Here is a 25,512-nt window from a genome sequence, read left to right as displayed (position 1 = left end):
TGTCGAGGGCGCAAGGGGCAGACCCGATGGCTGGACGGGGCCGGGGCTCGGATCAGGACGAGGACGCCGCTATTGGCGTCAGCGAACGGTCCCTGTTTGCGATGCCGCTGCCGGCTGCGTTACCGCTGCCATCACCTCTCGTGCCGGACCCCGGCAACCCGCCGTTGCAAGCGGATGTCTCCGCCCCCGCTCCTGTTGCCGAAGTTGGCAGGATCGTGCGCGTGCGCCGGCAAATCGGCCGGATATCGCTGCCTCGGCTGCGGCACAGCGTGGCCACGGCAGCGGGCCTGGAACTCGACCGAGGCGTAGCCTTCCTGCTGGTGCCGGTTTGCCTGGCGATCGGAGCGATCGGCTATTTCTCGCTGGCGGCGGAACCTGATTTTGCGAAGCCTGTCGCGGTTGTCGTTCTGACGGGGCTGTGCGCGTTCGTCTCGCGTTCCTGGCCGAAAACCCATCTGTGCTTCATGTTTGCGCTGCTGTGCACGCTCGGCCTGCTCGCCGGCAAGGTCGAGACATGGCGGGCGGGAACGCAGATGCTCGGTTCGGAAATCTCGACCCAAGTGACCGGCCGGGTCGTCTCGCTTGACCAAATGGAGACCGGCCGCATCCGGCTGACCATCGACGTGACGTCGACCGCGAGGCCGAAATTGCGCTATGCGCCGGAGCGGGTTCGGCTTTCGGCACGAAAGATCCCGGCGGAGATCACCGCCGGCTCCCTGGTCACCGGCTACGCCAAGCTGTTGCCGCCCACCGGCCCGGTGAGGCCGGACAGCTACGACTTCTCCTTCGACAGCTATTTCGCCGGCATCGGCGGCAGCGGGTTCTTTCTCGGCAATCCAAAGCTTGTCGCCGGCAATGACAACGACATGCCGCTGTCGGCCCGGATTGCCTCGGGGATAGAAAATGCCCGCGAAGCCATCGCCGACCATATCAGGGGCAGTGTCGGTGGGGCCGAAGGCGAGATCGCCGCGGCGCTGATCGTCGGCGTGCGCGCCGGCATTCCCGATGAGATCAACGAAGCGATGCGGCGCACCGGCATCTACCACGTCATCTCCATTTCGGGGCTGCACATGGCGCTGGTGGCCGGCACCATCATGATGCTGATGCGCAGCGCCTTCGCCCTGTTTCCTGACTTTTCCGCGCGCAGACCGGTCAAGAAATACGCGGCCGCCGCCGCACTTGTCTCGATCGCCGCCTATCTCGTGATCTCAGGCATCGTCGTTGCCGCCGAGCGCAGCTTCATCATGCTGGCGGTGATGCTGCTTGCCGTGCTGTTTGATCGGGCGGCGCTGACCATGCGCAACCTGGCGATCTCGGCGATCGCGGTCATTGCGGTGTCGCCGCATGAAGTGGTCGGCCCAAGTTTCCAGATGTCGTTCGCGGCGACCTCGGCGCTGGTCGGTGCCTATGCCGGCTGGTCTGATCATCGTGCGGCGAAAACGAAACCGCCGCCGCCACGGCGATCTCTGCCTGACTTTCTCACCAGAAAATTCCTGTCGGCGATGGGCGGCCTTGCCATGACCTCCATCATCGCCGGCTCTGCCACGGCGCTGTTTGCCATCTGGCATTTTCAGCGGGTGTCGCCGCTCAGCCTGTTCGCCAATCTCGCCATCATGCCAATCGTCTCGCTGGTTGTGATGCCTTTCGCCGTCCTCAGTGCACTGGCGATGCCCTTTGGCGCAGATGGTCCCTTTCTTTACGTGATGGGCAAAGGCCTGACGGTGATGATCGCTATGTCCGGATGGATTTCCGAGCGCTCGCCGGTCGACGCGGTCGGTTTGATTTCGCAGCAGTCCGTCCTGCTGGTGGCGATTGCCTTGGTCATCGCGACGATGGCCACGACATGGCTACGGCTCGCAGCCCTTCCGTTCGCGCTTGCCGGCCTGTTGACCGTCTCGGACACGCGCGCACCGGACGTGCTGATCTCGGAGGACGCCCGGCTGGTTGCGCTGCCGATCGGGGGTGGCGAACTCGCCGTCAGCCGGGCACGCCCGAACGAATTCACGGTCGACAACTGGAAACGCGCGCTGACATCTGAAACCATCGTCATGCCGGAGGTGTTCAGCAAAGGAGACGGGCAATTCGAGATAGCCGATGCCGCCGAGCTGCCGTCGGGCGCGCCTTTCTATTGCACAGCAGGCATTTGTCTCGCCAAGCATCCGTCCGGTGCGATCATCGCGCATGTCGAAGACCGAAAGGACGCCTGGATGGCCTGCGGCTTCGCCGACCTGATCGTCATCAATGACGCCACGGCCCATGACCCCTGTCACAATCCGCTGGTGCTCGTCATCACCAAGCGACAACTGGCCCGCAAGGGTAGCGCGGCCGTCTTCTTCGATCGCCAATCGGCGACCACGCCTGCGACGATCAGCTTCGCAGTGGACGGGTCATACCGGCCCTGGCACACGCAGCGCAAGTTTTCGCGCGAGGCGAGGGGCCTGCCACCCTACCGCAAACCCGAAAAGCCGGTCGCAAGCCCTGCTCAGTAGCGCCTGATCAGCCCGACGAGCTTGCCTTGCACCTTGACCCTGTCCGGTCCGAAAATGCGGGTTTCATAGGCCGGGTTGGCGGCTTCGAGAGCAATCGAGGCACCCTTGCGGCGGAACCGCTTCAGCGTCGCTTCCTCTTCATCCACCAGCGCCACGATGATCTCACCCGGGCTGGCTGTATCGGCATTGCGGATGATGACAGTATCGCCGTCGAAGATGCCGGCCTCGATCATCGAGTCGCCCTTGACCTCCAGGGCATAGTGTTCGCCGCCCATGATCATGTCCGGCGGCACCGAGATCGAATGCGTCTGGTGCTGGATGGCGTCGATCGGCACACCGGCCGCGATGCGTCCCATGACCGGGATCGACACGGCGGAGACCACGTCGTCGTCATTGCCGGCCGAAGGCATCCGCGAAGACGCAGGCTTGAGTTGCCGGCCAAGGCCGCCTTGACCGAGGCTGCCCTGGATGACGCTTGGCGAGAACTTCTTTGCCGCGTTGAGGCCTGGCGCGATCGAATCCGGCAGCCGCAGCACTTCCAACGCGCGCGCCCGATTGGGCAGGCGGCGAATGAAGCCGCGCTCCTCCAGCGCCGTGATCAGCCGGTGTATGCCGGATTTGGAGGCAAGGTCGAGCGCTTCCTTCATCTCGTCGAAGGATGGCGGAATGCCGCTTTCCTTGAGCCGTTCATGGATGAACATCAGCAGTTCATGTTGTTTGCGCGTCAGCATGGCAGCCCCCAGGTTACCCTAAATCAGAATCGGAAAAACAAACCCAGAACAAACACTATCTGTTCCAGTTGTGTTCCGCAACCGTTTAAAGTTTAATGAACTTGTTAAGGCGGCTGAAATTATTTGGCGCCCCGGCAGTCGTCGCGATCGACGCATGCCTGCCACCGCCGAGCGCTTGGTTGAAATTGCTATGGTTAATGGCCTATGGCCCACCCTGTGTCGGGCTTGTCCTCGGCTAACGCTGGAACTCGACAAGAGGGCTTGGTTCACTTCACCGGTCGTGGCTCCCGTGAACGAAAGGGAGCCAAAATGCCAACTTTGGCGGAGGGATTGCCCATATCGTTCCTCGTCGCATTACCGCCTGTTTGTGTTGCCGTCGCCCGCATGGACATAGACATGCAGCGTGTAGCCGATGTGGGCAACCATCAGGGTTTTCGCGCGCTCGATGTCACGATCCAGCGCCGCTTCCATGAGCGCGGTGTGATGTTCGATCGCGATGGCCTGGCGCAACGCCTCCATGGCCTCTTCGTAGCCATGCTGGAGACCGGCGGCCGCGCGCAAGGTTGGCGCTAGGCCAAGAAAGCGGTGATGGCGACGCAACTGATCCGCGATCGTGGAGTGGAAGGTCAGCAGCCAGGGGGACGCCGCCGCGCTGAGCAGTGCCGCGTGGAAAGCCTCGTGCTTTTCATCCCATTCGTCGACCACTTCGTCGGACGGGTCGTCGACCGCGGTCCTGCTGCGCGACAGCCTGTAATGGGCGGCAACGACGGCGTCCTCCCATTCACGGCCGCCTTCCTCGATCGATTCCTGGAGCAGAGGCAGTTCAACCACCAACCTGGCGCGTGACAGATCTTCCAACTCGTTGCGCGAGACCGCGGCGACGGCAAAGCCGCGATTGCTGATGGCGGTCACTAGGCGCTCGGCCTCCAACCGCGAGAGTGCCTCGCGCAGCGGTGTCCAGCCGATGCCGTAGCTGTTGCGCAACGCGCTGAGCTTGAGCGGCGCGCCGGGCTTCAGACGGGTGGTGAGGATATCGCGGCGCAGCAGCTTGTAGGCTGCTTCTGTCTTCGAGAAGTGCTCGTCGTCCAGCATTGCCGACCATCCGTACCAATTGCTCGGGTGATTATATATGAAATCCTTCCATCGCGTAAATTATATATAATGTTTGACAACACCCAAGGGACTGCCCATGATCGCCGACGGTTCACCTGATATGTTCATCTGAGCACGCTCATGCGCGGGGATAGTCGACCATGAATGCAACTCCCGATCTCGCTGCAATCGAGGCGATGGACGCCGTGGACCCGCTACGCGCCATGCGCGATCGTTTCGTCTTGCCGCAAGGGGTGATCTACCTCGATGGCAATTCGCTTGGTGCGGCTTCACCCGCCGTCTTCGACGAACTGAACAAGGCCGCGACACAGGAATGGGCGCAGGACCTCATCCGGGCCTGGAACACCGCCGGCTGGTTCGACATGCCGGTCGAGCTCGGCGACCAGCTCGGACGCCTGATCGGCGCCGCGGCCGGCCAGACTGTGGTCTGCGATACGACGTCGATCAATATCTACAAGGTGCTGCATGCGGCGCTCGCGATGCGTCCGGACCGGTCGGTCATCGTCGCAGAGGGCGACAGCTTCCCGACCGATCTCTATATGGCCGAGGGCGTTGCTTCGACCCGGCCGGGTACGGTCCTGCGGCTCGAGGGCGTCGATGCGCCTGACATCGAGGAGCTGATCGATGAGCGCGTCGCCGTTATCCTGGTCAACCACGTCAACTACAAATCCGGCCAATTGCGCGACATGGCGGCGCTGACGCGCAAGGCCCATCAGGCCGGTGCGCTGATCGTCTGGGATCTCTGTCACACCGCCGGTGCGCTGCCGGTCGAACTCGACGGCGCCAATGCCGATTTCGCCATCGGCTGCACCTACAAGTACCTCAATGGCGGCCCGGGTTCGCCAGCCTTCATCTATGCCGCACAGCGGCACCATGGTGATGTCTATCAGCCGCTCAGCGGCTGGTGGGGGCATGCGCGGCCGTTCGCCTTCGAACAAGGCTATGCCGCAGGCACCGGCATTCGCCGGTTCCTGTGCGGCACGCAGCCGGTGTTGTCGATGCGGGCGCTCAAGGGCGCCCTGGACCTCTGGAACGACGTCGACATGGCGGCCGTGCGCCAAAAGAGCATCGGGCTGACCGATCTGTTCATCCAGCTGGTCGAAGCAAGATGCGGGGCGTACGGGCTCGAGCTTGAAAGCCCGCGTAACGGCAACGAGCGCGGCAGTCAGGTGTCATTCATCCACCCCAGCGGCTACCAGGTGATGCGGGCCTTGATCGAGCGCGGGGTGATCGGCGATTTCCGCGCGCCTTCGACCATCCGCTTCGGCTTCACGCCACTCTATGTCGGCTACAAGGATGTCTGGCAGGCGGTCGAGGTGCTGGAAGACATCCTGCGCACGGATGCCTGGCAGGATGCGCGTTTCGCGGTCAAAACCGCGGTGACCTGAGAAGCTAGAGCCGGGTGCGAACTGTCCAGAGTTCCGGAAACAGGACGACCTCCAGCATCTTCTTCAGATAGGACGCACCCGACGTGCCACCGGTGCCGCGCTTCAGGCCGATGATGCGTTCGACCGTGGTCACGTGGTTGAAGCGCCAGCGGCGGAAATAATCCTCGAAGTCGACCAGTTTTTCAGCCAGCTCGTAGAACATCCAGTAGCGCTGCGGGTCGCGGTAGACTGTCTGCCAGGCGACCAGGACCGCTTCATTCTCGGTGCGTGTCTCACGCCAGTCGGTACGGTTGGCGTCAGCACCGATGTCGAATCCGTTGCGGGCGAGCAGCAGCAGCGCTTCGTCGTAGAGCGACGGTTCGGCCAGGATCGCCTCAAGCTTCCCGCTGAGGTCCGGCCGGTGCTTGTGCGGGCCGAGCATGGCGAGGTTGCGGTTGCCGGCCATGAACTCGATGGCGCGATACTGCCAGGACTGGAAACCCGAGGATTGGCCGAGCGCGTCGCGGAATTCGGTGTATTCGCTGGGTGTCATCGTCCGCAGCACGTCCCAGGCATTGTTCAACTGCTCGAAGATGCGGGCGACGCGCGACAGCATCTTGAAGCTCGGCTCGAGGCGGTCGGCGCGGATCGAGCGGATCGCGGCACCGATCTCGTGCAGGGCAAGCTTCATCCAGAGCTCGGAGGTCTGATGCTGGATGATGAACAGCATCTCGTCATGCGCCGACGACAGCGGCGTCTGCGCCTCAAGGACTTTCTCCAGGTGCAGATAGTCGCTGTAGGACATGCGCTCCTTGAACGACATCTGTGCGCCTTCGGAGGCCGGATCGTATGGCTCGCTCAACTGATTTTCTCCGTGCGCAGCCGGAATCGCTGGATTTTGCCGGTCTGCGTCTTGGGCAACGCAGCAATGAACTTCACAGATCGCGGATATTTGTAGGGCGCGATCGTCGCTTTGACATGGTCCTGCAGGCGCTTGGTGGTCATCGCGTCAGGTGCCACACCTTGCACCAACACAACATGCGCCTCGACGATCTGGCCGCGTTCGGCATCCTCAGCGCCGATGACCGCGCATTCGGCGACGTCCGGGTGCGCCAGCAGCGCTGCCTCGACCTCGGGGCCGGCGATATTATAGCCGGCGCTGACGATCATGTCGTCGGAGCGCGCGGCGAAATGGAAGAAGCCGTTTTCGTCCTGGGTGAAGGTGTCACCGGTGAGGTTCCACCCGTCGCGAACGTACTCCTTCTGCCTGTCGTCAGCCATGTAGCGGCAGCCGGTCGGGCCGCGCACCGCCAGCCTGCCGGTTGCGCCGCGCGGCACCTCGTGCATCTCGTCATCGACAATGCGAGCCTCGTAACCTCCCACCGGCTTGCCGGTCGACGCAGGCTTCATATCGTCGAAGCGGTTGGAGATGAAGATGTGCAGCATTTCAGTGGCGCCGATGCCGTCGAGGATCGGCTTGCCGGTCTTTTGCGTCCACTCCTCGAAGACCGGAGCGGGCAAGGTCTCGCCGGCCGAAACGGCGACGCGCAACGATGACAGGTCGGCACCCTCATCCATGGCCTTCAGCATGGCGCGATAGGCGGTCGGCGCGGTGAAGGAGATGGTCGCTTTGTAGGTCTCGATGATGTGGATCATGTTGGGTGGCGTCGCCTGTTCGAGCAGCGTCGCCGCCGCACCGAAGCGCAGGGGAAAGATGGCGAGGCCGCCAAGGCCAAAGGTGAAAGCCAGCGGTGGCGAGCCGACAAAGATGTCGTCTGGCGTCACCTGGAGGATTTCGCGGGCATAGGCGTCGGCGATGATCAGGAGGTCGCGGTGGAAATGCATCGTTGCCTTCGGCACGCCTGTCGTGCCCGAGGTGAAGCCAAGCAGCGCGACGTCGTCGCGGCCAGTGTTGACGGCGCTGAAAACGACCGACTTGTCGAGGGCGGCGCGATCAAGTTCGGCATCATGGTTGGCGGTGCCGTCGAAGCCGATGACCTGCTTGAGGAACGCGCTGTCCTTGGCGCAAGCGGTCATCTCGTCCATCAGCCTGGTGTCGCAAAGCGCGATCGTGATTTCCGCCTTGTCGACGATCTTGGCGAGCTCGCCGGCGCGCAGCATCGGCATGGTGTTGACGACCACGGCGCCGACCTTGGTGGCGGCCAGCCAGCAGGCAACCATGGCGGGGTTGTTGGCCGAGCGGATCAGCACCCGGTTGCCCGGCTTGACGCCGTAGTTTTCGACCAGCGCGTGGGCCAGCCTGTTCGTCCAGTCGGACAGTTCCTTGTAGGTGCGGCGGCGGCCATTCCCGATCAGCGCGGTGTGGTCACCCAGGCCCTTCTCGACCAGCCTGTCGGTGAGTTCGACGCCGGCGTTGAGATGTTCGGGATAATCGAAACCGTCGAGCAGGAAGTCCGGCCATTGCTCCGGCGGCGGCAGGTGATCGCGCGTGAACGTGTCGATATGCGCTGAAGGCCCAAGCATGTCGCCGCTATCCTGTCTGCTGCCTGGCCAGCGCGCGAGGCGCCTGGCCTGATGGGGTGGATCTGAAGGTCCTGCTTTTGAGGAGGTTTTCGTGCTGACAGTCGCACCTTGCTCGACACGACCCGAAAGGGCGGGCATTGCAGGTTTGGGCAGCACAGCGGACCTCCCATTGTCGGCTGTTCTGGATGGCAGGATCGCACCAGTCGAAATTTGTTTCAAGCCTAAAATGTTTTTGCCATGGAGCATTGACGCATGGCGTGGCGGTGGCCATTGCTAGCGCAGAAACGATGCCGTTTTGGGGGAGGATGCCGATGCCTAGACATCGCATTGCCGATTGGGACAATGCCTATGCCAACAGCGCGAACATCGCCGGCAGCGACCGCTGGCCGACCGCGTGGGTGGAGCCGGCGCAAGCGTTTCGTGACGCGCTTTCGTCAGAGGGCCGGGCACGGCTCGACATCACCTATGGCGGCGGACGGCGCAATCGGCTTGATCTTTTCCTACCCAGTGCCACGCCCAAGGGATTGGTGGTGTTCATCCATGGCGGTTACTGGATGGCGTTCGACAAGAGTTTCTGGTCGCATCTCGCCAACGGTGCCGTCAGCAGCGGCTTTGCCGTGGCGATGCCCTCCTACACTCTCTGCCCCGAAATCCGCATCGCCGGCATCGTCCAGGAGATCGGCGAGGCGATCGGCAAGGCGGCAGGACTGGTCGACGGGCCGCTGATGTTGACCGGCCATTCGGCCGGTGGACATCTCGCCAGCCGCATGGTCACGGCGACAACGCCGCTGGTGGCCGATGTGGCGCGGCGTATACGCCACGTCGTTTCGATTTCAGGCCTCCACGACCTGCGCCCGATCATGCGCACCGAGATGAACGCGACACTGGCAATCGACGAGCAGGAGGCGCTGGCCGAAAGCCCGGCGCTGTTGCGTCCCATGGATGGTGCCCGCATCACCTGTTGGGCCGGTGGTGGTGAACGCGCGGAGTTCCTTCGCCAGAACGCCTTGCTTGCCAATATCTGGACCGGCCTCGATGCCACGACCTCTACCGTGGTCGAGCCCGACCGGCACCATTACAGCATCGTCGACGGCCTTGCCGATCCGGCGCATCCACTGACCCGGACCTTGATCTCGGAATAGCGCCGAGTCTATTTTCGGCTTGTCGTCAATGGCTTGTTTGGCGAATCTTCAGCGCAACATCAGCACGTTGCAAGCTTCGCCAACGGCCGCCGCGGGCGCAAACGGTGCCCGCACGATCAGCCCGTTGGCGTCGGCCAGCATTCTCAGCATCGAGGAATCCTGGATGCTGAACGGCGTCGCCACCAACGCGCCGTCATCGTCCCGGACAACCGCCCGCACATAGTCCTGGCGCAAATCATTGGCCGGCATTGCGGCGCCCAGTCGCGCCGGACGAATGTCCTGGCGGTGTTCGCGGCCGCCAAGTCGCGCCAGCAGTGGCTTCAGGAACAGCTGCGAGCAGACCAGGCTTGCCACCGGATTGCCGGGCAGGCCGATGCATCTGATGTCGCCGAGGCGGCCGAACATCAGCGGCTTGCCGGGGCGCATGGCGATCTTCCAGAAGCCGAGCGTCATGCCTTCGCCGGTCAGCACGTCGTGGATCAGATCATGGTCGCCGACCGAGGCGCCACCCAGCGTGACGATGACGTCCGCGCCGGCCGCGACCGCTTTCCGCACCAGCGCGGCGATGGCCTCCTTACGGTCGGCGGCAATGCCGAGATCGAGCGCACGAGCGCCGACCGACTGCGCCGCCGCGGCGACACCATAGGCATTGGACGAGATGATCTGGTCCTGCCCGAGTTCGCTGCCGGGCGGCAACAATTCGTCGCCGGTGGCGATGATGGCGACCAGCGGCCGTTTCACCACGTTGACCCGTGGATGGTTGGCCGACGCCGCCAGCGACAATGCCGCCGGATCGAGCACGCGGCCTTTTTCCAGCAGGACGTCGCCTTTCGAGAAGTCGAGGCCGACGCGGCGGATGTTGCGCCACTCCGCCGTCCGTTCGATGACTTCGACGTCACCACCACCGAGGTCGCGGACATTCTCCTGGATGACGATGGTGTCGGCGCCTTCGGGCAGCGGCGCACCGGTGAAGATACGCACAGCCTGTGCCTTGCCGACCGTGCCGTCAAAGCCGCGCCCGGCAGGTGCCATGCCGATCACGGAAAGTCTCGACGGCACCGATGCCACGTCGACGGCACGCGCCGCGTAGCCGTCCATGGCGGAAGCGTTGAATGGCGGCTGGGTGCGCAGCGCTGCGACCGGTTCGGCCAGCACGCGATCAACAGCCTCGAACAACGGAACGCTTTCGCCCGCCAAAGGTGCTGCACCCTCAAGCAAGCGTTCGAGCGCCTCGGCGACCGGAACCAGCGCCATCAGGCGTCCACTTTGTAGTCGCCCGACTTGCCGCCGGTCTTTTCGACCAATCGGATGCCGGAGATGACCATGGCGCGGTCCACCGCCTTGGCCATGTCGTAGATGGTGAGGCAGGCAACCGAAGCGGCGGTCAACGCTTCCATCTCGACGCCCGTCTTGCCGGTGACACGCGCCAGGGCGGTGACCTTCAGGCCGGGCAAAGCATGGTCGGGCTCGATGTCGATGGAAACCTTCGTCAGGAGCAGCGGGTGGCAGAGCGGGATCAGCTCATGCGCTTTCTTCGCCGCCATGATGCCGGCGATGCGCGCAGTGCCAAGCACATCGCCCTTCTTGGCGTTGCCTTCGAGAATCATGGTCAGCGTCTCGGGCTGCATCGCGACAAAACCCTCGGCGATTGCGGTACGCGTCGTCTCTGCCTTGTCGCCGACATCGACCATGTTGGCCTCGCCCTGCGCGCCGAGATGGGTGAGGGCGGCCGCCATCGTCAGACGGCCTCGGCCGGCGCCTTGCCCGTCAGAAGCAGGCGCGTCGCCGTGGTGACGTCCTGTTGCCGCATCAGGCTTTCGCCGACAAGGAAGGTGCCGATGCCGCTCTTTTGCATTCTGAGGCAATCGTCATGCGAGAAAATGCCGCTTTCGCTGACCAGCAGGCGGTCGGCCGGTACCATCGACGCCAGCCGCTCGGAGGTTTCGAGACTGGTCTCGAATGTCCTGAGATTGCGGTTGTTGATGCCTATCAGCCGCGACGACAGTTTTAGCGCGCGCTGCGTCTCGGCTTCGTCGTGCACTTCGATCAGCGCATCCATGCCGAGTTCTAACGCCGTCGATTCGAGGTCGCGGGCCAAAGCATCGTCGACGCTGGCCATGATGATCAGGATGGCGTCCGCGCCCCAGGCGCGGGCTTCGTAGACCTGGTATGGGTCGAACAGAAAATCCTTGCGCAAAGCGGGCAGGGCGACGGCGGCTCGCGCCCTGGTGAGAAATTCGGGCGCGCCCTGGAATGACGGCGCGTCGGTCAGCACCGAAAGACAGGCGGCGTCGCCTTTCGCATAGGCCTGCGCCAATGCCGGCGGATCAAAATCGGCGCGGATCAGGCCCTTGGAGGGGCTTGCCTTCTTGATCTCGGCGATCAGCGCGAAGGCGCCGGATTTGCGCTTGGTCTCGAGCGCGGCAAGAAAGCCGCGCGGCGCCTCGGCATCTTTGGCCCGCGCCTTGATCTCGGCCAGCGGCACGCGTGCCTTTGCCGCCGCGATCTCGTCGCGCTTGTAGGCCTCTATCTTGCGAAGAATGTCAGACACGCTCTACCCGTTCGAAATCTCGATCAGCCGGTCAAGCACCTGCAGCGCGCGGCCACTGTCGATGGCTTGCGCGGCGAGCGCGATGCCGTCGCCAAGTGTCGTCGCCTTGCCCGCGACCACAAGTCCGGCGCCGGCATTCATCAACACGGTGTCGCGATAGGCGCCGGCAGCACCGCTCAGCATATCGCGCAGTGCGTCGGCGTTGTAGGCTGCGTCGCCGCCACGCAATTCGTCCTTGCTGTGGCGCGCCAGTCCAACCGCTTCCGGGGTCAGCGTAAAGCTGCGGATCTCGCCGCCGATCAGCTCGGCAACATGGGTCTCGCCGGTGGTGGTGATCTCGTCATAGCCATCGCCATGGGCAACCCAGGCATGCTCGGCACCCAGCGCTTTCAGCGTCTCGGCCACCGGCAGGATCCATTCCGGCAGGAACACACCGACCATCTGCCGCTTGACGCCAGCCGGGTTGGAGAGGGGCCCAAGCAGGTTGAAGATGGTGCGGGTGCCGAGTTCGACGCGGGTCGGGCCGACATGCTTCATCGCCGGATGGTGTGCGGGCGCAAACATGAAGCCGACGCCCGCCTCGTGGATGCAGCGGCCGATGAATTCGGGCGAGATATCGATCTTGACCCCGAGCGCGACCAGCACGTCGGCGGCCCCTGTCAGCGACGACAGCCCGCGATTGCCGTGCTTGGCAACCGGCACGCCGCTGCCGGCGATAACAAACGCCGATCCCGTCGAGATGTTCACGCTGTGGGAATTGTCACCGCCGGTGCCAACGATATCGATGGCGCCGGCGGGCGCCTCGACGCGCAGCATCTTGGCGCGCATGGTGGCGACGGCGCCGGAAATCTCGCTCACTGTCTCGCCGCGCACGCGCAGCGCCATCAGGAAGCCACCGATCTGGCCGGGCGTTGCGTCGCCCGACATGATGATGTCGAAGGCCTCGCGCGCTTCCTCGAAGGAAAGCGCGCTTCCGGTCGCGACCTTGGCGATATGGGTTTTCAGCGCGCTCATCTTGTCGAGGCTTGGGCGACGGCGGCCTGGTCGATGCGAACGTCGAATTGCGTCTGCAACTGCGCCACCAACTGGTCGAGCAGATCGTCAGACATGCCGGAGGTGAAGGATTTCTGTGCGTCTTCCGGCACGGAGCTGGCGTCAGCTCCGGCGGGCTCGAACACTTCGGCGACCTTGTACAGGATCTGTCCGTCGCCGGTGGGCGAGGGGATCAGCCCGGTGCCGCCTTCGCCAACGCCGAACATCGCTGCCGCGCCCTCCTTGCCGAAGTCGACATCATCGGCTTCGCGCTTGACACCGCGTTTGGTCTGCTTTTCCAGCTTCAGTTCGCCGGCGATGACGTCGAGCGTGGCGCCGGCTTTGAGCCGTTTTTCGAGCTCGTCTGCCTTGGCGGTGAGCCGCTTGGTTGTTTCGGCGGCGGTCCAGTCGGCGACGACTTTCTGGCGAGCCTCGTCCAGTGTGCGGTCGCGAGCCGGTGCGATGGAAGCCACTTCGTAGAAAACGAAACCGTTGTCCGCCGTGGTCAAGGCGTCGTTTTCCGTGTTGGGTTCAGCGTCGAAGACAGCCTTGATCAATTCCGGCGACTGCGGCAGGTCCTTGACGATGCTTGCGTCAGGTCTCAGGCCACTGCGATCGATGGCGTCGATGGTGACGATCTTCAGCTTCAACTTGGTGGCGGCGTCGGCCAGCGAGCCGCCAGCGGCGCGGGTGTCTTCGTAATTGTCACGCACGTCCAGGAGGATGCGACTTGCCTCGCCCAACGCCAGATCCTTGCGGATCTGGTCGGACACTTCGGCCAGCGGCTTCACCACCTGGGGCTTGATTTCGGTGACGCGCAGCAGCACCGGACCGAAGGCGCCTTGCACGACCTGGCTGACTTCATTCGCATTGAGTGCGAAGGCCGCGTCGGCGACCGCCTTGTCGGCGATCTTGTCCTTGGCCAGCGTGCCGAGCAACGTATCGACCGGGGTCTTGCCTTCCGCCGTGACAAGCTTGTCGAAGGTGGCGCCGGCCTTGAGCGAATCGAGCGCGGCCTTGGCCGCGTCAGGCGTCTTGAACACGAGCTGCTCGATGGTGCGCAGCTCCGGCGTCGTGTAGCGCGCCTTGTTCTTGTTGTAGTCGTCGCTGACCTGTTGGTCGGTGACGGCGGTCGTATCCATGATGTCGACCGGTTCGAGGCGGACATAGGAGAATTTGCGGTATTCTGGTGCCGCGTACGTCTTCTTGTTGGCGTCGAAATAGGCCGAGAGCACGCTGTCGGACGGCGTGCCGATCGGCTCGACCAATGCCTTGGGCAGCGTCAAATAGTCGATGGTGCGGTCTTCGCCGCGATAGAGCGCGACCGCCTTGAAGAAAGTATCCGGCGCCTTGAGGCCATCCGAGACCGCCTCGACGATCTGCTGGCGCACCGCCACCTGGGCACGGTTCTTCAGATAATCGGCAGGCCGCATGCCAATCTGCTGCAACATATATTCGAAGGTTCGCCTGTCGAACTGGCCGCCAGGACCCTTGAAGGCCGGATCTTCGCGTGTCAGCTCGGCCAGCCGGTCCTTGGAGAGGCCGAGGCCCAGCTTGCGGGCCTGTTCGTCGAGAACGGCTCCCGAGACGAGCTGCGCCAGTACCTGGTTGTCGATACCGAGCGCCTTTGCCTGTTCGTGGGTGAGACGCTGGCCGAATTGCTGCGACATGACGGCGAGCTGGCGGTCATAGGCGAGACGGTATTCGTTGATCGACACCTTGGTGCCGCCGGCGAAAATAACCGAATCGTGGCCGGCGAAACCGCCCATCAGCCGTCCGGAAATGCCCCAGACCAAAAAGCTGAGCACCAGCAACACTAGTAGACCCTTCGCGACCCAGGTACCCGCCGCGCTTCTCAATACACCAAGCATCGTTACTTCCGATTTATGCGCATTTTCGCATGCGCCGAGTCTGAAACAAGCGCAATAGCGCCCTTCCGGTCCACTGTCGATTGCTTTGTGGCCTGATTTTGGTAGTGAGGGCCAGAGCCTGATATCGCCCGGAGAAGCAACCCATGACGCCAGGAATTCGCCCGCTCGTCGCCGGCAACTGGAAAATGAACGGCACCAGTGCCTCGCTCAACGAGCTCAGGATGATCGGCAACGGTTTCATGAGTGGGCTTGATGCGGAGACCGAAGCGCTGGTTTGCGTTCCCGCAACCCTGCTTGCCCACGCAGCCGAGATTCTGTCACGCACGCCGGTCCACGCCGGCGGTGAGGATTGCCACACCAAGGAAAGCGGCGCCTACACCGGCTGCATCTCGGCCGAAATGCTGAAGGACGCCGGCGCGAGCCATGTCATCGTCGGCCATTCCGAGTGCCGCGAGCAAGCGGGGGAGGATGACGCGACGGTCCAGGCCAAGGCCTCGGCCGCCTGGCGTGCCGGGCTTGTGGCCATCATTTGCATTGGCGAGACGCAGCAGCAGCGTGAATCGGGCGCTACGCTCGACGTGTTGTCGCGGCAGGTTGCCGGATCGGTGCCGCCAAGTGCCACCCCGTCCAACACCATCATTGCGTATGAACCAGTGTGGGCGATCGGCACCGGCCTGACGCCGACCGCCGCCGACGTGGCCGAAGCACACGCACATATCCGCGAAAAACTGTCGGAAAAGCTCGACAGCGTCGCAGCCAAGATGCGCATTCTCTATGGCGGCTCGGTCAAGCCCTCCAACGCGGTCGAACTGCTCGGTGTCAGGAATGTCGACGGCGCGCTGGTCGGTGGCGCCAGCCTGAAAGCGGCGGACTTCCTTGCCATCGCCGAGGCTTATCGCAGCATCGCCTAGGGGTGGACGGCGCCGGAAATCGTTGCAAAGGGAGCGTTGCTTCCCATATTCCGGCCACGGGCTTGGAAATGCCATCAAAGCATTGTATTGAGCCGCCTCCAATTCACCGGTCGGTCCGCGACCGGGCAAGGCCTTGCCAGGATAAACTATGGAAACCGTACTGATCGTCATCCATCTCATGGTCGTGCTCGCCCTTGTCGGCGTGGTGCTGCTGCAGCGCTCCGAAGGCGGCGGCCTTGGCATCGGCGGCGGATCCGGCTTCATGACCGCGCGCGGTGCGGCCAACGCGCTGACGCGTGCGACGGCGATCCTGGCGGCCGCTTTCTTCGCCACGTCGCTGACACTGTCGATCGTCGCCCGCTACGGCGAGAAGCCGATCGACATCCTCGACCGCGTGCCCGCGACATCTGACGGCGCCGGCAAGGGTGTGCTCAACCAATTGCCCGGCACGACCACTCCGGCGCCCGCCGGCAACACCGCACCGAAGCCGCCGTCCGGCAACGATGCCGCGGCAACGCCTCCTGCAACTGCCCCGGCCACGGCGCCTGCCGCCGGCTCGACTCAGCCGGCGACCAACGGCACCACGCCCGCTGCGCCAGCGACCCCGCAGGTCCCGAACCAGTAGTCTCCAGCGCCTGAAGCCGCGATCTGTTGTCGTTTGAACACAGTCGCGGCAAATGCAGCACCATCACGAAGAATCGAGTGCCTGCAATGTGGCGTTACCCTTGAGGCGCCCGCGCTTATTCGACTATAGATTGCGCGCGGCATTTCCGGCGCCCTTGGGGGGCGCTGAGCGGCGCCGTGGGCAACAAGCATAGAACGATCGGATCTTCGCCATGCAGCTTCGCAGCTTCATTTTCATGGGACTCTGCGCCGTACTCGGCATGAGTTCCCCGGCTTTCGCCGGCATGCCGGCCAATATGGCCGCAAATCAATCGGCTGAAACAACCAGTGCCATCAACGTCGCCGTCAAGAGTGATGCGGCGCAATTGAAGCTTCTCAAGAAGAAGAAAAGCCCGACACCGGACGATCTCGCCCAGATCAAGAAGATCGAGGCCAAGATCGTTGCCGACAAGGAAGCGGCCAAGGCCAAGGCGCTGGAAGCCAGGAAGCTGGCGATGCGCGAAGCGGCCAAGGCCAAGGCCGAGGCGGAACGGCAAGCGTTCCTCGCCAAGAGGGGCAAGACCGCTTCGGCAACCGAAGTGGCCGACGCCAAGCCTGCCAAGAAGACCGTCAACATCATCGAGCCGATTGCGCCGATCGAACCGATCCAGTCGGCTGAGCCACTCCCCGCCGAAGCGATGAACGTCGCTTTGACCGGAAACAATGGCGAGCTGCGCAGCGAAGTCATCGGCAAGAAGCAGTCGAGCGGCGGCCTGTTCGCCGGCCTCTTCGGCGGCAGCTCCTCGTCTTCGGTCTCATATCTCCCCGAGACACGGGCGCTGGACCAGGCTCTCGCCAAGAAGGAAGCCAAGAAGCAGTTCAAGGTGAAGCCGGAGTTTGTGCCGCAGGACGTGGAATTCACCGGCTACGACGCCGGCACCATTGTCATCGACACCAGCGCTCGCCGCCTCTACCTCGTCGAATCGTCTTCCACCGCTCGCCGCTATGCCATTGCGGTCGGCCGCGAAGGCTTGCAGTTCAAGGGCACGGTCGCGGTCGGCGACAAGCAGGAATGGCCGCGCTGGATCCCGACGCTGGACATGCAGAAGCGCGAGCCGAAGCACTATGGGCAGTACAAGGACGGCATGCCCGGCGGTGGCCAGAACCCGCTCGGCGCCCGCGCCATCTATCTCTATGACGGCAAGAAAGACACGCATCTGCGAATCCACGGCACCATCGCGCCGCAGTCGATCGGAACGAGCGCCTCCAACGGCTGCTTCCGCATGATCAACGAGCACGTCATGGACCTTTACAGCCGCGTCAGGGTAGGCACCAAGGTCGTCATCATCTGACGCCAGCATCCATCATGCCGAAGGGCCGGCCTTTGCCGGCCCTTTTGTTTTGACTTGCCCCAAGCGCGTTGCGTTGAAACGGATTCAATCGACGCGCTTTAGTTCTTTGTTTTGTGCATGTCGTTGTCCCAAAAGCTGCTTCGCGCTTTGGGCGACATGCATAGAGGTATCGCGCCTTCTTGGGAAAAAACCTTCGCGGCGGTTTTTTCTCTGGCGGAATCAATCCGGCCGCGTTAAGCGATGACTCCCATGGCGCGATATGTATTCATCACAGGCGGCGTGGTTTCCTCACTTGGAAAAGGCATTGCCGCAGCGGCCCTTGGGGCTCTCTTGCAGGCGCGAGGCTATCGCGCACGCATCAAAAAACTCGACCCCTACCTCAATGTCGATCCAGGCACGATGTCGCCGTACCAGCACGGCGAGGTTTTCGTCACCGATGACGGTGCGGAGACCGATCTTGATCTTGGCCACTATGAGCGCTTCACAGGCCGCTCGGCCAACCAACAGGACAACATCACAACCGGCCGCATCTACAAGAACATCATCGAGCGCGAGCGGCGCGGCGACTATCTCGGCGCCACCGTGCAGGTTATTCCGCACGTTACCGACGAGATCAAGAATTTCGTCCTCAACGGCAATGATGACTATGATTTCGTGCTGTGCGAAATCGGCGGCACGGTCGGCGATATCGAGGCGATGCCGTTCCTCGAGGCGATCCGTCAGCTTGGCAATGACCTGCCGCGCAACAACGCCGTCTACGTGCATCTGACGCTGATGCCCTACATTCCGACGGCGGGCGAGCTGAAAACCAAACCGACCCAGCATTCGGTCAAGGAACTGCGCGGCATCGGCATCGCGCCCGACATTCTGCTGGTTCGCGCCGACCGCGCCATTCCGAAGGAAGAACGCAGAAAACTGTCGCTGTTCTGCAATGTGCGCGAAAGTGCTGTGATCCAGGCGCTCGACGTGCCGCATATCTACGATGTGCCGATGGCCTATCACAAGGAAGGGCTTGATTCGGAAGTGCTGGCCGCGTTCGGCATCGATCCGGCGCCGAAGCCGCGCATGGAGCCCTGGCAGGCAGTATCCAACCGCATCCACAATCCGGAAGGCGAGGTCACCATCGCCGTGGTCGGCAAATACACCGGCCTCAAGGATGCCTACAAATCGTTGATCGAGGCGCTTTCGCATGGCGGCCTGGCCAACCACGTCAAGGTCAAGCTCGACTGGATCGAATCGGAGATCTTCGAAAAGGAAGATCCGACGCCCTGGCTGGAAAAGGTGCACGGCATCCTGGTTCCCGGCGGCTTTGGCGAGCGCGGCTCCGAAGGCAAGATCCTGGCGGCGAAGTTCGCGCGTGAACGCAAGGTGCCGTATTTCGGCATCTGCTTCGGCATGCAGATGGCCTGCATCGAGGCCGCGCGGTCGCTGGCCGGCGTCGAGCATGCCTCATCGACCGAATTCGGCCCAACCGAGGAACCGGTGGTCGGCCTGATGACCGAATGGCTGAAAGGCAACATGCTGGAGAAGCGCCGGGAAACCGGTGATCTCGGCGGCACGATGCGGCTCGGCGCCTATCAGGCCGATCTCGCCAAGGGTTCCAAGATCGCCGAGATCTATGGCGATACGCAGATTTCCGAGCGCCATCGCCACCGCTACGAGGTCAATGTCGATTACAAGGAGCGGCTCGAGGATTGCGGCCTGGTGTTTGCCGGCATGTCGCCCGATGGCGTGTTGCCAGAGACGGTCGAATACCCCGACCATCCCTGGTTCATCGGCGTTCAGTATCATCCGGAACTGAAAAGCCGGCCGCTCGACCCGCATCCGCTGTTCGCCAGCTTCATCGAGGCGGCAGTGGAACAGAGCCGGCTGGTGTAACGACTTCTGGCTGGCTAGAGCATGATGCCGAAAAGTGTGAAGCGGTTTTCGGACGAAATCATGCCCGATCTCTTTGATTTGGGTGCGGATTCAAATTTCAGGTCGATTCGACCTGAAATCATCCGGGTCTAGCGATGCAGACCTATGTCGCGCTCCTCTACAGCATCATCCTGGGCGAGGGACGGCGGCTCGTCATGACCGACCTGAAGGCGATGGCGGAAGAGCTCGGCCTGAAGAAAGTTCGCACCTTGGTTGCGACCGGCAACCTGGTCTTCGAGACGTCGGCAACGGCCGTCGCTGATCTGGAGCAACGGCTGGAAGCAGCCTTCGAAAAAACCTTCGGCCGGCATGTCGATATCATCGTGCGCGGTGCCGAGGACTGGCGGACGCTTGCCGCCGGCAATCCGTTCCCGGGCGAGTCGGCCGAAGCCGGTGACCAGGTGGCGGTGCGCGTGATGCGCAAACCCGCGCTAGTGGATGCCGTAGCGGCGCTCCAGGCCTATGCCGCCGCTGACGAGAAGGTGCTGTCGGTCGGTGGCGACATCTGGGTTGTCTTTTCGCGTGAGAGGCCCAGTTCGCGGCTTCTGGCGGCAACGAGCCACAAACGTCTGGGCATCGGGACGTCGCGGAACTGGAACACGGTGCGCAAACTGGCCGAGATGGTCAGCGCATAGGATCCGGGGCGGCTTTGCACCGCCCCGGACGATAGCCGTCAGGCCTTCGCGGTCTTGGCGCCGGCGCCCAAAGCCACTGCGCGCAGCGCGTAGTAGATGGTGCCGGCGATCCCAACGCCGAAGAACCAGCCATAGACACCCCACCAGGACGGCAGCCAGTTGGTGAAGTTGGGCAGGATCGACGAGAAGATGGCGCCGATGCCGGCGGCGATGAAGGCATTGACGTGCCAGCCGCCCTGGAAGCGGAACTCGCCGTCCTCGCGATAGAGTGCTTCGACGTCGACTTCACCTTTGCGGATCAGATAGTAGTCGACCATCATCACCCCGAAGATAGGTCCCATCGTCGCGCCGATGATGTTGACGAAGGAGGCGGCACTGCCTTCCCACGGCGCGAAGGGGTAGAGCACCAGCGCGATCAACGCTGCGATGTAGCCGCCCTTCTTGAAGTCGATTTGCCTGGGAAAGACGTTCGAGAAGTCGAAGGCCGGCGACACGAAGTTGGCGACGACGTTGATGCCAAGCGTCGCCACGGCGAACGTCAGGGCTGCAAGGGCTGCCAGGAACCAGCTGTCGAATTTCGCCGAGATCTGGTCGGGGTGCAGGAGCACCTCGTGATAGACGTCATAGGCGGCAATGGTGGTGACGCCGGCGACCAGCGAGAACAGAATGAGGTTGACCGGCAGGCCCCAGATGTTGCCCTTGCGCAGCGACGCCTGATCGGGCGCATAGCGGGCGAAATCGCAGAAGTTGAGATAGAGCGCCGAAAAATAGGTCACCCAGATCGCGGCCACCGCAAACAGCGCGGTCCACGAGCCCGGCGTTCCCGGCACGCCCGCATCCTTGGTCTTCTCCAACAACACATCCATCGGGATGTCGCTGGTGAAGGCGAAGGTTCCGGATTTGAGGCACAGGTAAATCGCCAGCATCAGCATCATCACCCAGACCGCCGGACCCGCCCAATCCTGAAAGCGGCGCACCGTCTCCATGCCGCGCTGGATGATCAGAAGCTGCAGCGCCCAGATAACGACGAAGCAGATCACTTCCAGACCGGAATGACCGAGGAAATGCGAGTTGGCGTTGAGATCGGCGAACCATTGCGAGCGGATCAAGAGTGCCACGATGGCGCCGGAGGCTGCCGACGTCTGCGCGCCGTACCAGAAGCAGGCGACGATGGCGCGCACCAGCGCCGGTATATTGGCGCCCCAGATGCCGAATGAGGCGCGGGCGAGCACGGGATAGGGCACGCCAGTCTTCACGCCGGCATAACCGACCATGTTCATCAGCGCGTAGATGATCAGCGAACCGATGCCGATGGCGATTATGAAGTTGACGAAGCCGCCGCAGAACAGGAACAGGCTGGCAGCCAGGTAGTAGCCCCAGAGGCTGTGAACGTCCGACGTCCAGACGTTGAAGATCGAGAATGGTCCCCAGTTTCGAATTTTGGCCGGAGCCAGATCCTCGTTATACAGATCAGGTGAAGCACCCTGTATTGTCATTGCAATGTTCCCCTTTTGCAGCACGCGCCCTCACGCGTTGGCCGCACGCAGGGTAAGCCTGACGTCGGGGAACGGACAAGCAACCTATTTGCCGGCTTTGGCCTTAAAGATATTCAATGAGAACTGCGATTATCGACGGGGCGCAATGGTGGGCCGTTTTGCGTTTGCCGGTCGAATGATTCGAATTTCGGCACATGGCGATTTTTCTGATTTCCGCTTCTTTGCACGGAACCAAACCGTGGATGGTGCGTTTCATAGGGTTCGATCGCGTGCATCGCGGTCAACCGGGAGGAAATAATGGATTATCTGCACTTCTTTTCGCCGGTGCGAATTTCGCGCGGGCAGGGGTATCCTGCTGAGGAAATCGATAATGTTGCCGAGGCCATGGTGTTCTTGAGGAAATGGCCGACAGGACGGCGCGGTCCAGTCTATCAGTGCGCGCTCAATTGCTGCTCGGCCGCCTTGTCGGGCCAGATGTCGCCCGAGGAAGCAAGGAAAGCGTTCACAGGCTTTGCCCGCATCACGCGCCTTCTCGACGATGATATGGCGTTGCCGGCAGCCAGCGAAAGCATGGCAAAGGTGTACGCGCTGCGGCGGTAAGGGCCTGTTGTCTTGACGGTCATGCGAGGGTCTCGTGCCGTGACGGCGCGGGTCCTGGTTTGAGATGTGCTCCGAAAATCACTGGTCGAAAGCTCCTCCGGAGGTGCTTGCCTCTGGTGGCTCAGGTGACGGAATAACGGTCGATCACCCATAACCAGGTGCCGTCGCGTTGCCGACGGGCAACCTCGCTGGTCACGTCGCCATCGGGAAGTCGGGTCGATGTGAGGGCAAGGTCGCCGCAAACGAGCGCCGGCCGCTGCTCGCCCACGGCAAACTTCCGTCCGGACGCGACGATCTCCGCATAATAGCTGCGAATGGCCTCCTTGCCGCGCAGCAAATTTCCGCCGCCACGGTCGATCACCGCATCGGGTTCGAATAAGGCCGTCATGCCGTCGACATCGCCCGCATGCTGCCGCGAAACCAACAGGGGCTCCAGTTGCTGGGGATCGTAGACAGGTTTTCTGTCGGCTGTGTCGTCCATGCTGGCCTCCGCACGTCATCCAGTCGGAATCATATCGCAAAAGCTCTAGGCGTGTCGGACCAGGGACTAGCGTAAGCAGGATGCACCCGCAGCTCAGTTGGACAAAGCGCTACCCTCGCAAGGTGGAGGCCACACGTTCGAAACGTGTCGGGTGCGTCACTTCGGTATGAAACTGGGAACCTCGGCGCGTTGCGCGAGCGCATGCAAATGGTCTCGCCAGTACTTCCATCTTCGTTCTGCAACTGGCGGCTACACGGCCGAAATAAATGCATATCCGTGCCCCTCCTTCACTATTCTGCCGATGCCTGGTCGACCTAGGTGGGCGCCAGCCAGCCAAGTATGTGCACCCGCTGCCTCTTGGAGCAGCTTGATCCGGCTAGCCCTCGCCATGGACTTGTCAGCGTCATAGGCCCAAGCAAGCTCGGGGCGGGCAAACTGTGCAGCAGGAACTTGGATCAGGTCGCCGCAGAATAAAATATCCTCCTCGCCAGTGCTGAGGAGATAACCCATATGGCCCGGAGCATGCCCGGGTATCGCCACCGCCAGCAAATGTTCGTCCAGCCGGTCGCCTCCACTGATTGGGGCCAGGAGTGGCCGAAAATCCGCTAGTCCCGGCTCGGCGAGGAAATCCTCAACGGCATCCTCACCGATCACGATCTTGCTCAAGTTTCTGAATGCTCGACGCCCGTCAGGCGTAAGAAGACCGTTGATGTGGTCGCCATGGGCATGGGTGAGGGCGACCATCGTGATGGATGATGTGTCGATGCCTGCCTCGAACATGGCCTCCTCGAGGTGGCCCATGGACGGCTCCCAACTTCCCCCCGCCCCACAATCTATCAAGATGCGGTCGATGCCGGAGCGATCGATCAAGAAGCAGTTGACCGAAAGTCGAACGAGCGCCTCTTCCCGCTGAGGCGATACTGTTTGCGTATATATCTTGTCGTTCGGATCTCTGAGCAATTGGGCCGGCAGGTCGACATATCCGTCGGAGAGCGACCAAACCTTCGATGATCCCGAAGCACAGGCCATGGTGTTGGCGCTTTGAGACAGAAATTTCACGGGGCAACCTGTCATACGGGCGAATTTAATCTTCTAGTACGGGGCTTGAAGCCGTTACGTTTTCGAGGTCACCACCTTCTGAACGATCTTCCAGGTTCCGTTGACCTTCAAGCATGACAAGAGGTCCGTGAAGTGGCGTGGCGGTACCCGCAATCTTACCTTCAAAAGCGCGAGGTCTCTTTCGACGTCAACTGATAGGATCTCGTCGTCACGCTTCACGCCCTGTTGTTTTGGGGCTTTCGTGTTGCGGACGACTGCAAGCCACATCGCAACCGGCGTTACGCCCACGTCGCCGTCGCCAGCGACCTTCGTCACGGAGCTCGAGGGATGAAATACGGATGCAAATTTCTCAGCATCCATCTCATAGGCGGCGTCAAAATAGGTCTGTGCCAGGGTGCGCAAAGCGCGAACATCGGTATCCATGGGTCACCTCGTTGTTACGTCCAACCATTTCGTACACGCGGCAATCACGTGACAAGCATCAGGCAAGCCGGTGACGAGTCGACTTTCTGTCGGTCAAACCTAGGACAAGGACACTTATGAGGCTAGATATGTTGCACAGGATGGAGTCATGAGTGAGCGTCATAAATCATGGGAAATGAGCTGAATGAACTCGCTGCGTTTGCAGTCGTCGCCAGCGAGCGGAGCTTTACACATGCTGCCGCGAAGCTGGGCGTCTCCCAGTCCGCCCTGAGCCACACGATCCGGCGACTTGAGCAGCGTCTCGAGCTCCAGCTTCTTGCTCGGACGACCAAGAGTGTCGCGCCAACCGCAGCGGGCGCAGCTCTTTTGAAGGAGCTGTCTCCGGCGCTTGAGCAAATTACTCGTGCGCTGCACAAAGCCCAAAGCGTTCGCCACCGACCTGCGGGACGCCTTAGAATTGTGATGTCACGGTCGGCTGCGACGATGGTGTTGTTGCCGAGGCTCACAGCATTCGCCGAGGCTTACCCTGACGTCGTTCTTGACGTTGTCACTGTCACTGGTCCCGTAGACATTGTCGCGGGCGAGTTCGATGTTGGTATTCAACTCGGCGAGTATATTCAAAAGGACATGATCGCGGTGCGCGTCTCGCAGGAGTTGCGTTTGGCGGTAGTGGGATCGCCCGGCTATTTTGCGTCACGAAGCATTCCTCGGAAGCCCAAGGATCTAAATGATCATCGATGTCTGAACCTGCGTCTTCCGAACGGTCCGTATCGGTGGCAGTTCGAGCAGGGACGCAAGGCGATCACAATCGGTGTGAGCGGCCCGCTCGTGATCGACGATACCAACCTGGTGATTCAGGCGGCGCTCACCGGAGCCGGCCTTGGGCTCGCTTATGAAGAGCAGGTTGCGGGGCATATTGCTGAGCACCGCCTCATTCGAGTGCTTGAGAACTGGACGCCCCCCATTCCCGGCTTCTTCATGTACTACCCCAGTCGCCAGCATCAGCCTGCTGCACTAACTGCGCTGGTAAACACGCTGCGATGCACTAAATAGCCGTCGCGCGGAGGCATCAAGCAGTCAGGATCCGGCCGGGAGGTTCTAAATATGGCATCGATGATTACCTGGAGCTGAAATCCTCGTGTATTGGTGGCCTCCCTCGACTGAAGGCGGTGCCGACTGCCTATGATTGAAAGGGAAAATTCGATAATTTCGTGTGCACTTGGCAAGGTCTAGCGATTTAGTGTTAAAGGAAAAA

Annotated in this window: 23 protein-coding genes and 1 tRNA gene; 11 read left to right on the top strand and 13 right to left on the bottom strand. The window is 62.2% G+C overall.

Annotated elements, in window-relative coordinates; all coding sequences use genetic code 11:
* Positions 1–26 precede the first annotated feature (26 nt).
* Positions 27–2,489 carry a ComEC/Rec2 family competence protein gene (locus CGZ66_RS03000; RefSeq protein ID WP_095081428.1) on the top strand — a complete coding sequence of 821 codons (2,463 nt, stop codon included), beginning with the start codon at positions 27–29 and terminating at the stop codon, positions 2,487–2,489.
* Here CGZ66_RS03000 and lexA read toward each other — a convergent pair.
* Positions 2,483–3,220, bottom strand: a complete 738-nt coding sequence (lexA, locus tag CGZ66_RS02995) for a transcriptional repressor LexA (protein WP_095081425.1) — start codon at positions 3,218–3,220, stop codon at positions 2,483–2,485. The genes CGZ66_RS03000 and lexA overlap by 7 nt on opposite strands.
* Before the next feature lie 354 nt (positions 3,221–3,574).
* Entirely contained in the window at positions 3,575–4,312 is a 738-nt protein-coding gene (locus tag CGZ66_RS02990) for a GntR family transcriptional regulator (RefSeq protein WP_095081423.1), read from the bottom strand.
* Between the two features lie 161 nt (positions 4,313–4,473).
* Between CGZ66_RS02990 and kynU the strand changes: the two genes are divergently transcribed.
* Positions 4,474–5,721, top strand: a complete 1,248-nt coding sequence (gene kynU / locus CGZ66_RS02985; RefSeq protein WP_095081420.1) for a kynureninase — start codon at positions 4,474–4,476, stop codon at positions 5,719–5,721.
* Between the two features lie 4 nt (positions 5,722–5,725).
* Here kynU and kynA read toward each other — a convergent pair whose 3' ends face one another.
* Positions 5,726–6,562, bottom strand: a complete 837-nt coding sequence (gene kynA, locus CGZ66_RS02980; RefSeq protein WP_095081418.1) for a tryptophan 2,3-dioxygenase — start codon at positions 6,560–6,562, stop codon at positions 5,726–5,728.
* Positions 6,559–8,184, bottom strand: a complete 1,626-nt coding sequence (locus CGZ66_RS02975) for an AMP-binding protein (RefSeq protein WP_095081416.1) — start codon at positions 8,182–8,184, stop codon at positions 6,559–6,561. The genes kynA and CGZ66_RS02975 overlap by 4 nt, the downstream gene beginning before the upstream one ends.
* 311 nt (positions 8,185–8,495) lie before the next feature.
* Between CGZ66_RS02975 and CGZ66_RS02970 the strand changes: the two genes are divergently transcribed.
* Complete coding sequence (locus CGZ66_RS02970; RefSeq protein WP_095081492.1) at positions 8,496–9,326, top strand: alpha/beta hydrolase; 831 nt, start codon at positions 8,496–8,498, stop codon at positions 9,324–9,326.
* 48 nt (positions 9,327–9,374) lie between these two features.
* On the opposite strand, the gene CGZ66_RS02965 is transcribed toward CGZ66_RS02970, so the two are convergent.
* From CGZ66_RS02965 to CGZ66_RS02945, 5 genes are read right to left on the bottom strand one after another with little or no spacing between them, the layout of a single operon-like run.
* Entirely contained in the window at positions 9,375–10,580 is a 1,206-nt protein-coding gene (locus CGZ66_RS02965; RefSeq protein WP_095081414.1) for a molybdopterin molybdotransferase MoeA, read from the bottom strand.
* On the bottom strand, positions 10,580–11,062 hold the full coding sequence (moaC, locus tag CGZ66_RS02960; protein ID WP_095081412.1) for a cyclic pyranopterin monophosphate synthase MoaC: 483 nt from the start codon (positions 11,060–11,062) through the stop codon (positions 10,580–10,582). The genes CGZ66_RS02965 and moaC overlap by 1 nt, the downstream gene beginning before the upstream one ends.
* Before the next feature lie 2 nt (positions 11,063–11,064).
* Positions 11,065–11,877, bottom strand: coding sequence for an indole-3-glycerol phosphate synthase TrpC (gene trpC, locus CGZ66_RS02955; RefSeq protein ID WP_095081410.1), 813 nt, complete (start codon positions 11,875–11,877; stop codon positions 11,065–11,067).
* Positions 11,878–11,880: 3 nt separating this feature from the next.
* Positions 11,881–12,891 carry an anthranilate phosphoribosyltransferase gene (trpD, locus tag CGZ66_RS02950; protein ID WP_095081408.1) on the bottom strand — a complete coding sequence of 337 codons (1,011 nt, stop codon included), beginning with the start codon at positions 12,889–12,891 and terminating at the stop codon, positions 11,881–11,883.
* The gene (locus CGZ66_RS02945) at positions 12,888–14,780 is read right to left on the bottom strand and encodes a SurA N-terminal domain-containing protein (protein WP_095081405.1); all 1,893 of its coding nucleotides are present in this window, start codon (positions 14,778–14,780) and stop codon (positions 12,888–12,890) included. Before CGZ66_RS02945 ends, trpD begins: the two co-directional genes overlap by 4 nt.
* 143 nt (positions 14,781–14,923) lie before the next feature.
* Between CGZ66_RS02945 and tpiA the strand changes: the two genes are divergently transcribed.
* From tpiA to CGZ66_RS02920, 5 genes are all read left to right on the top strand, one after another.
* Entirely contained in the window at positions 14,924–15,691 is a 768-nt protein-coding gene (gene tpiA / locus CGZ66_RS02940; RefSeq protein WP_095081399.1) for a triose-phosphate isomerase, read from the top strand.
* A gap of 148 nt (positions 15,692–15,839) precedes the next feature.
* The gene (secG, locus tag CGZ66_RS02935; RefSeq protein ID WP_095081396.1) at positions 15,840–16,316 is read left to right on the top strand and encodes a preprotein translocase subunit SecG; all 477 of its coding nucleotides are present in this window, start codon (positions 15,840–15,842) and stop codon (positions 16,314–16,316) included.
* Between the two features lie 211 nt (positions 16,317–16,527).
* Positions 16,528–17,646 (top strand): L,D-transpeptidase, encoded by a 1,119-nt coding sequence (locus CGZ66_RS02930; RefSeq protein WP_095081393.1) that lies wholly within the window; start codon positions 16,528–16,530, stop codon positions 17,644–17,646.
* A 240-nt stretch (positions 17,647–17,886) separates the two neighbouring features.
* Positions 17,887–19,524: a CTP synthase gene (locus CGZ66_RS02925; RefSeq protein WP_095081390.1), complete on the top strand. Its 1,638-nt coding sequence runs from the start codon at positions 17,887–17,889 to the stop codon at positions 19,522–19,524.
* Between the two features lie 134 nt (positions 19,525–19,658).
* A complete protein-coding gene (locus tag CGZ66_RS02920; RefSeq protein WP_095081384.1) occupies positions 19,659–20,198 on the top strand; it encodes a DUF1697 domain-containing protein in 540 nt (179 codons plus the stop codon).
* Positions 20,199–20,236: 38 nt separating this feature from the next.
* On the opposite strand, the gene CGZ66_RS02915 is transcribed toward CGZ66_RS02920, so the two are convergent.
* The gene (locus tag CGZ66_RS02915) at positions 20,237–21,694 is read right to left on the bottom strand and encodes an NCS1 family nucleobase:cation symporter-1 (RefSeq protein WP_095081381.1); all 1,458 of its coding nucleotides are present in this window, start codon (positions 21,692–21,694) and stop codon (positions 20,237–20,239) included.
* Positions 21,695–21,991: 297 nt separating this feature from the next.
* Between CGZ66_RS02915 and CGZ66_RS02910 the strand changes: the two genes are divergently transcribed.
* On the top strand, positions 21,992–22,294 hold the full coding sequence (locus CGZ66_RS02910; protein ID WP_095081374.1) for a DUF982 domain-containing protein: 303 nt from the start codon (positions 21,992–21,994) through the stop codon (positions 22,292–22,294).
* A 121-nt stretch (positions 22,295–22,415) separates the two neighbouring features.
* Here the strand turns inward: CGZ66_RS02910 and CGZ66_RS02905 are convergent, their stop codons facing one another.
* Complete coding sequence (locus CGZ66_RS02905) at positions 22,416–22,775, bottom strand: YybH family protein (protein WP_095081369.1); 360 nt, start codon at positions 22,773–22,775, stop codon at positions 22,416–22,418.
* An 82-nt stretch (positions 22,776–22,857) separates the two neighbouring features.
* Here CGZ66_RS02905 and CGZ66_RS02900 point away from each other — a divergent pair.
* Positions 22,858–22,931: transfer RNA gene (locus tag CGZ66_RS02900), tRNA-Ala, on the top strand.
* A gap of 93 nt (positions 22,932–23,024) precedes the next feature.
* Here CGZ66_RS02900 and CGZ66_RS02895 read toward each other — a convergent pair.
* Complete coding sequence (locus tag CGZ66_RS02895; RefSeq protein WP_167391967.1) at positions 23,025–23,834, bottom strand: MBL fold metallo-hydrolase; 810 nt, start codon at positions 23,832–23,834, stop codon at positions 23,025–23,027.
* Between the two features lie 54 nt (positions 23,835–23,888).
* Positions 23,889–24,257 carry a nuclear transport factor 2 family protein gene (locus CGZ66_RS02890; RefSeq protein WP_095081365.1) on the bottom strand — a complete coding sequence of 123 codons (369 nt, stop codon included), beginning with the start codon at positions 24,255–24,257 and terminating at the stop codon, positions 23,889–23,891.
* A 168-nt stretch (positions 24,258–24,425) separates the two neighbouring features.
* Here CGZ66_RS02890 and CGZ66_RS02885 point away from each other — a divergent pair, with 168 nt between their 5' ends.
* A complete protein-coding gene (locus CGZ66_RS02885; RefSeq protein ID WP_095081363.1) occupies positions 24,426–25,310 on the top strand; it encodes a LysR substrate-binding domain-containing protein in 885 nt (294 codons plus the stop codon).
* Positions 25,311–25,512: the final 202 nt, after the last annotated feature.

Origin of the sequence: Mesorhizobium sophorae (assembly GCF_002270415.1) — a bacterium.
Classification (GTDB): domain Bacteria; phylum Pseudomonadota; class Alphaproteobacteria; order Rhizobiales; family Rhizobiaceae; genus Mesorhizobium; species Mesorhizobium sophorae.
This window is presented reverse-complemented; position numbering and strand designations above follow the sequence as displayed.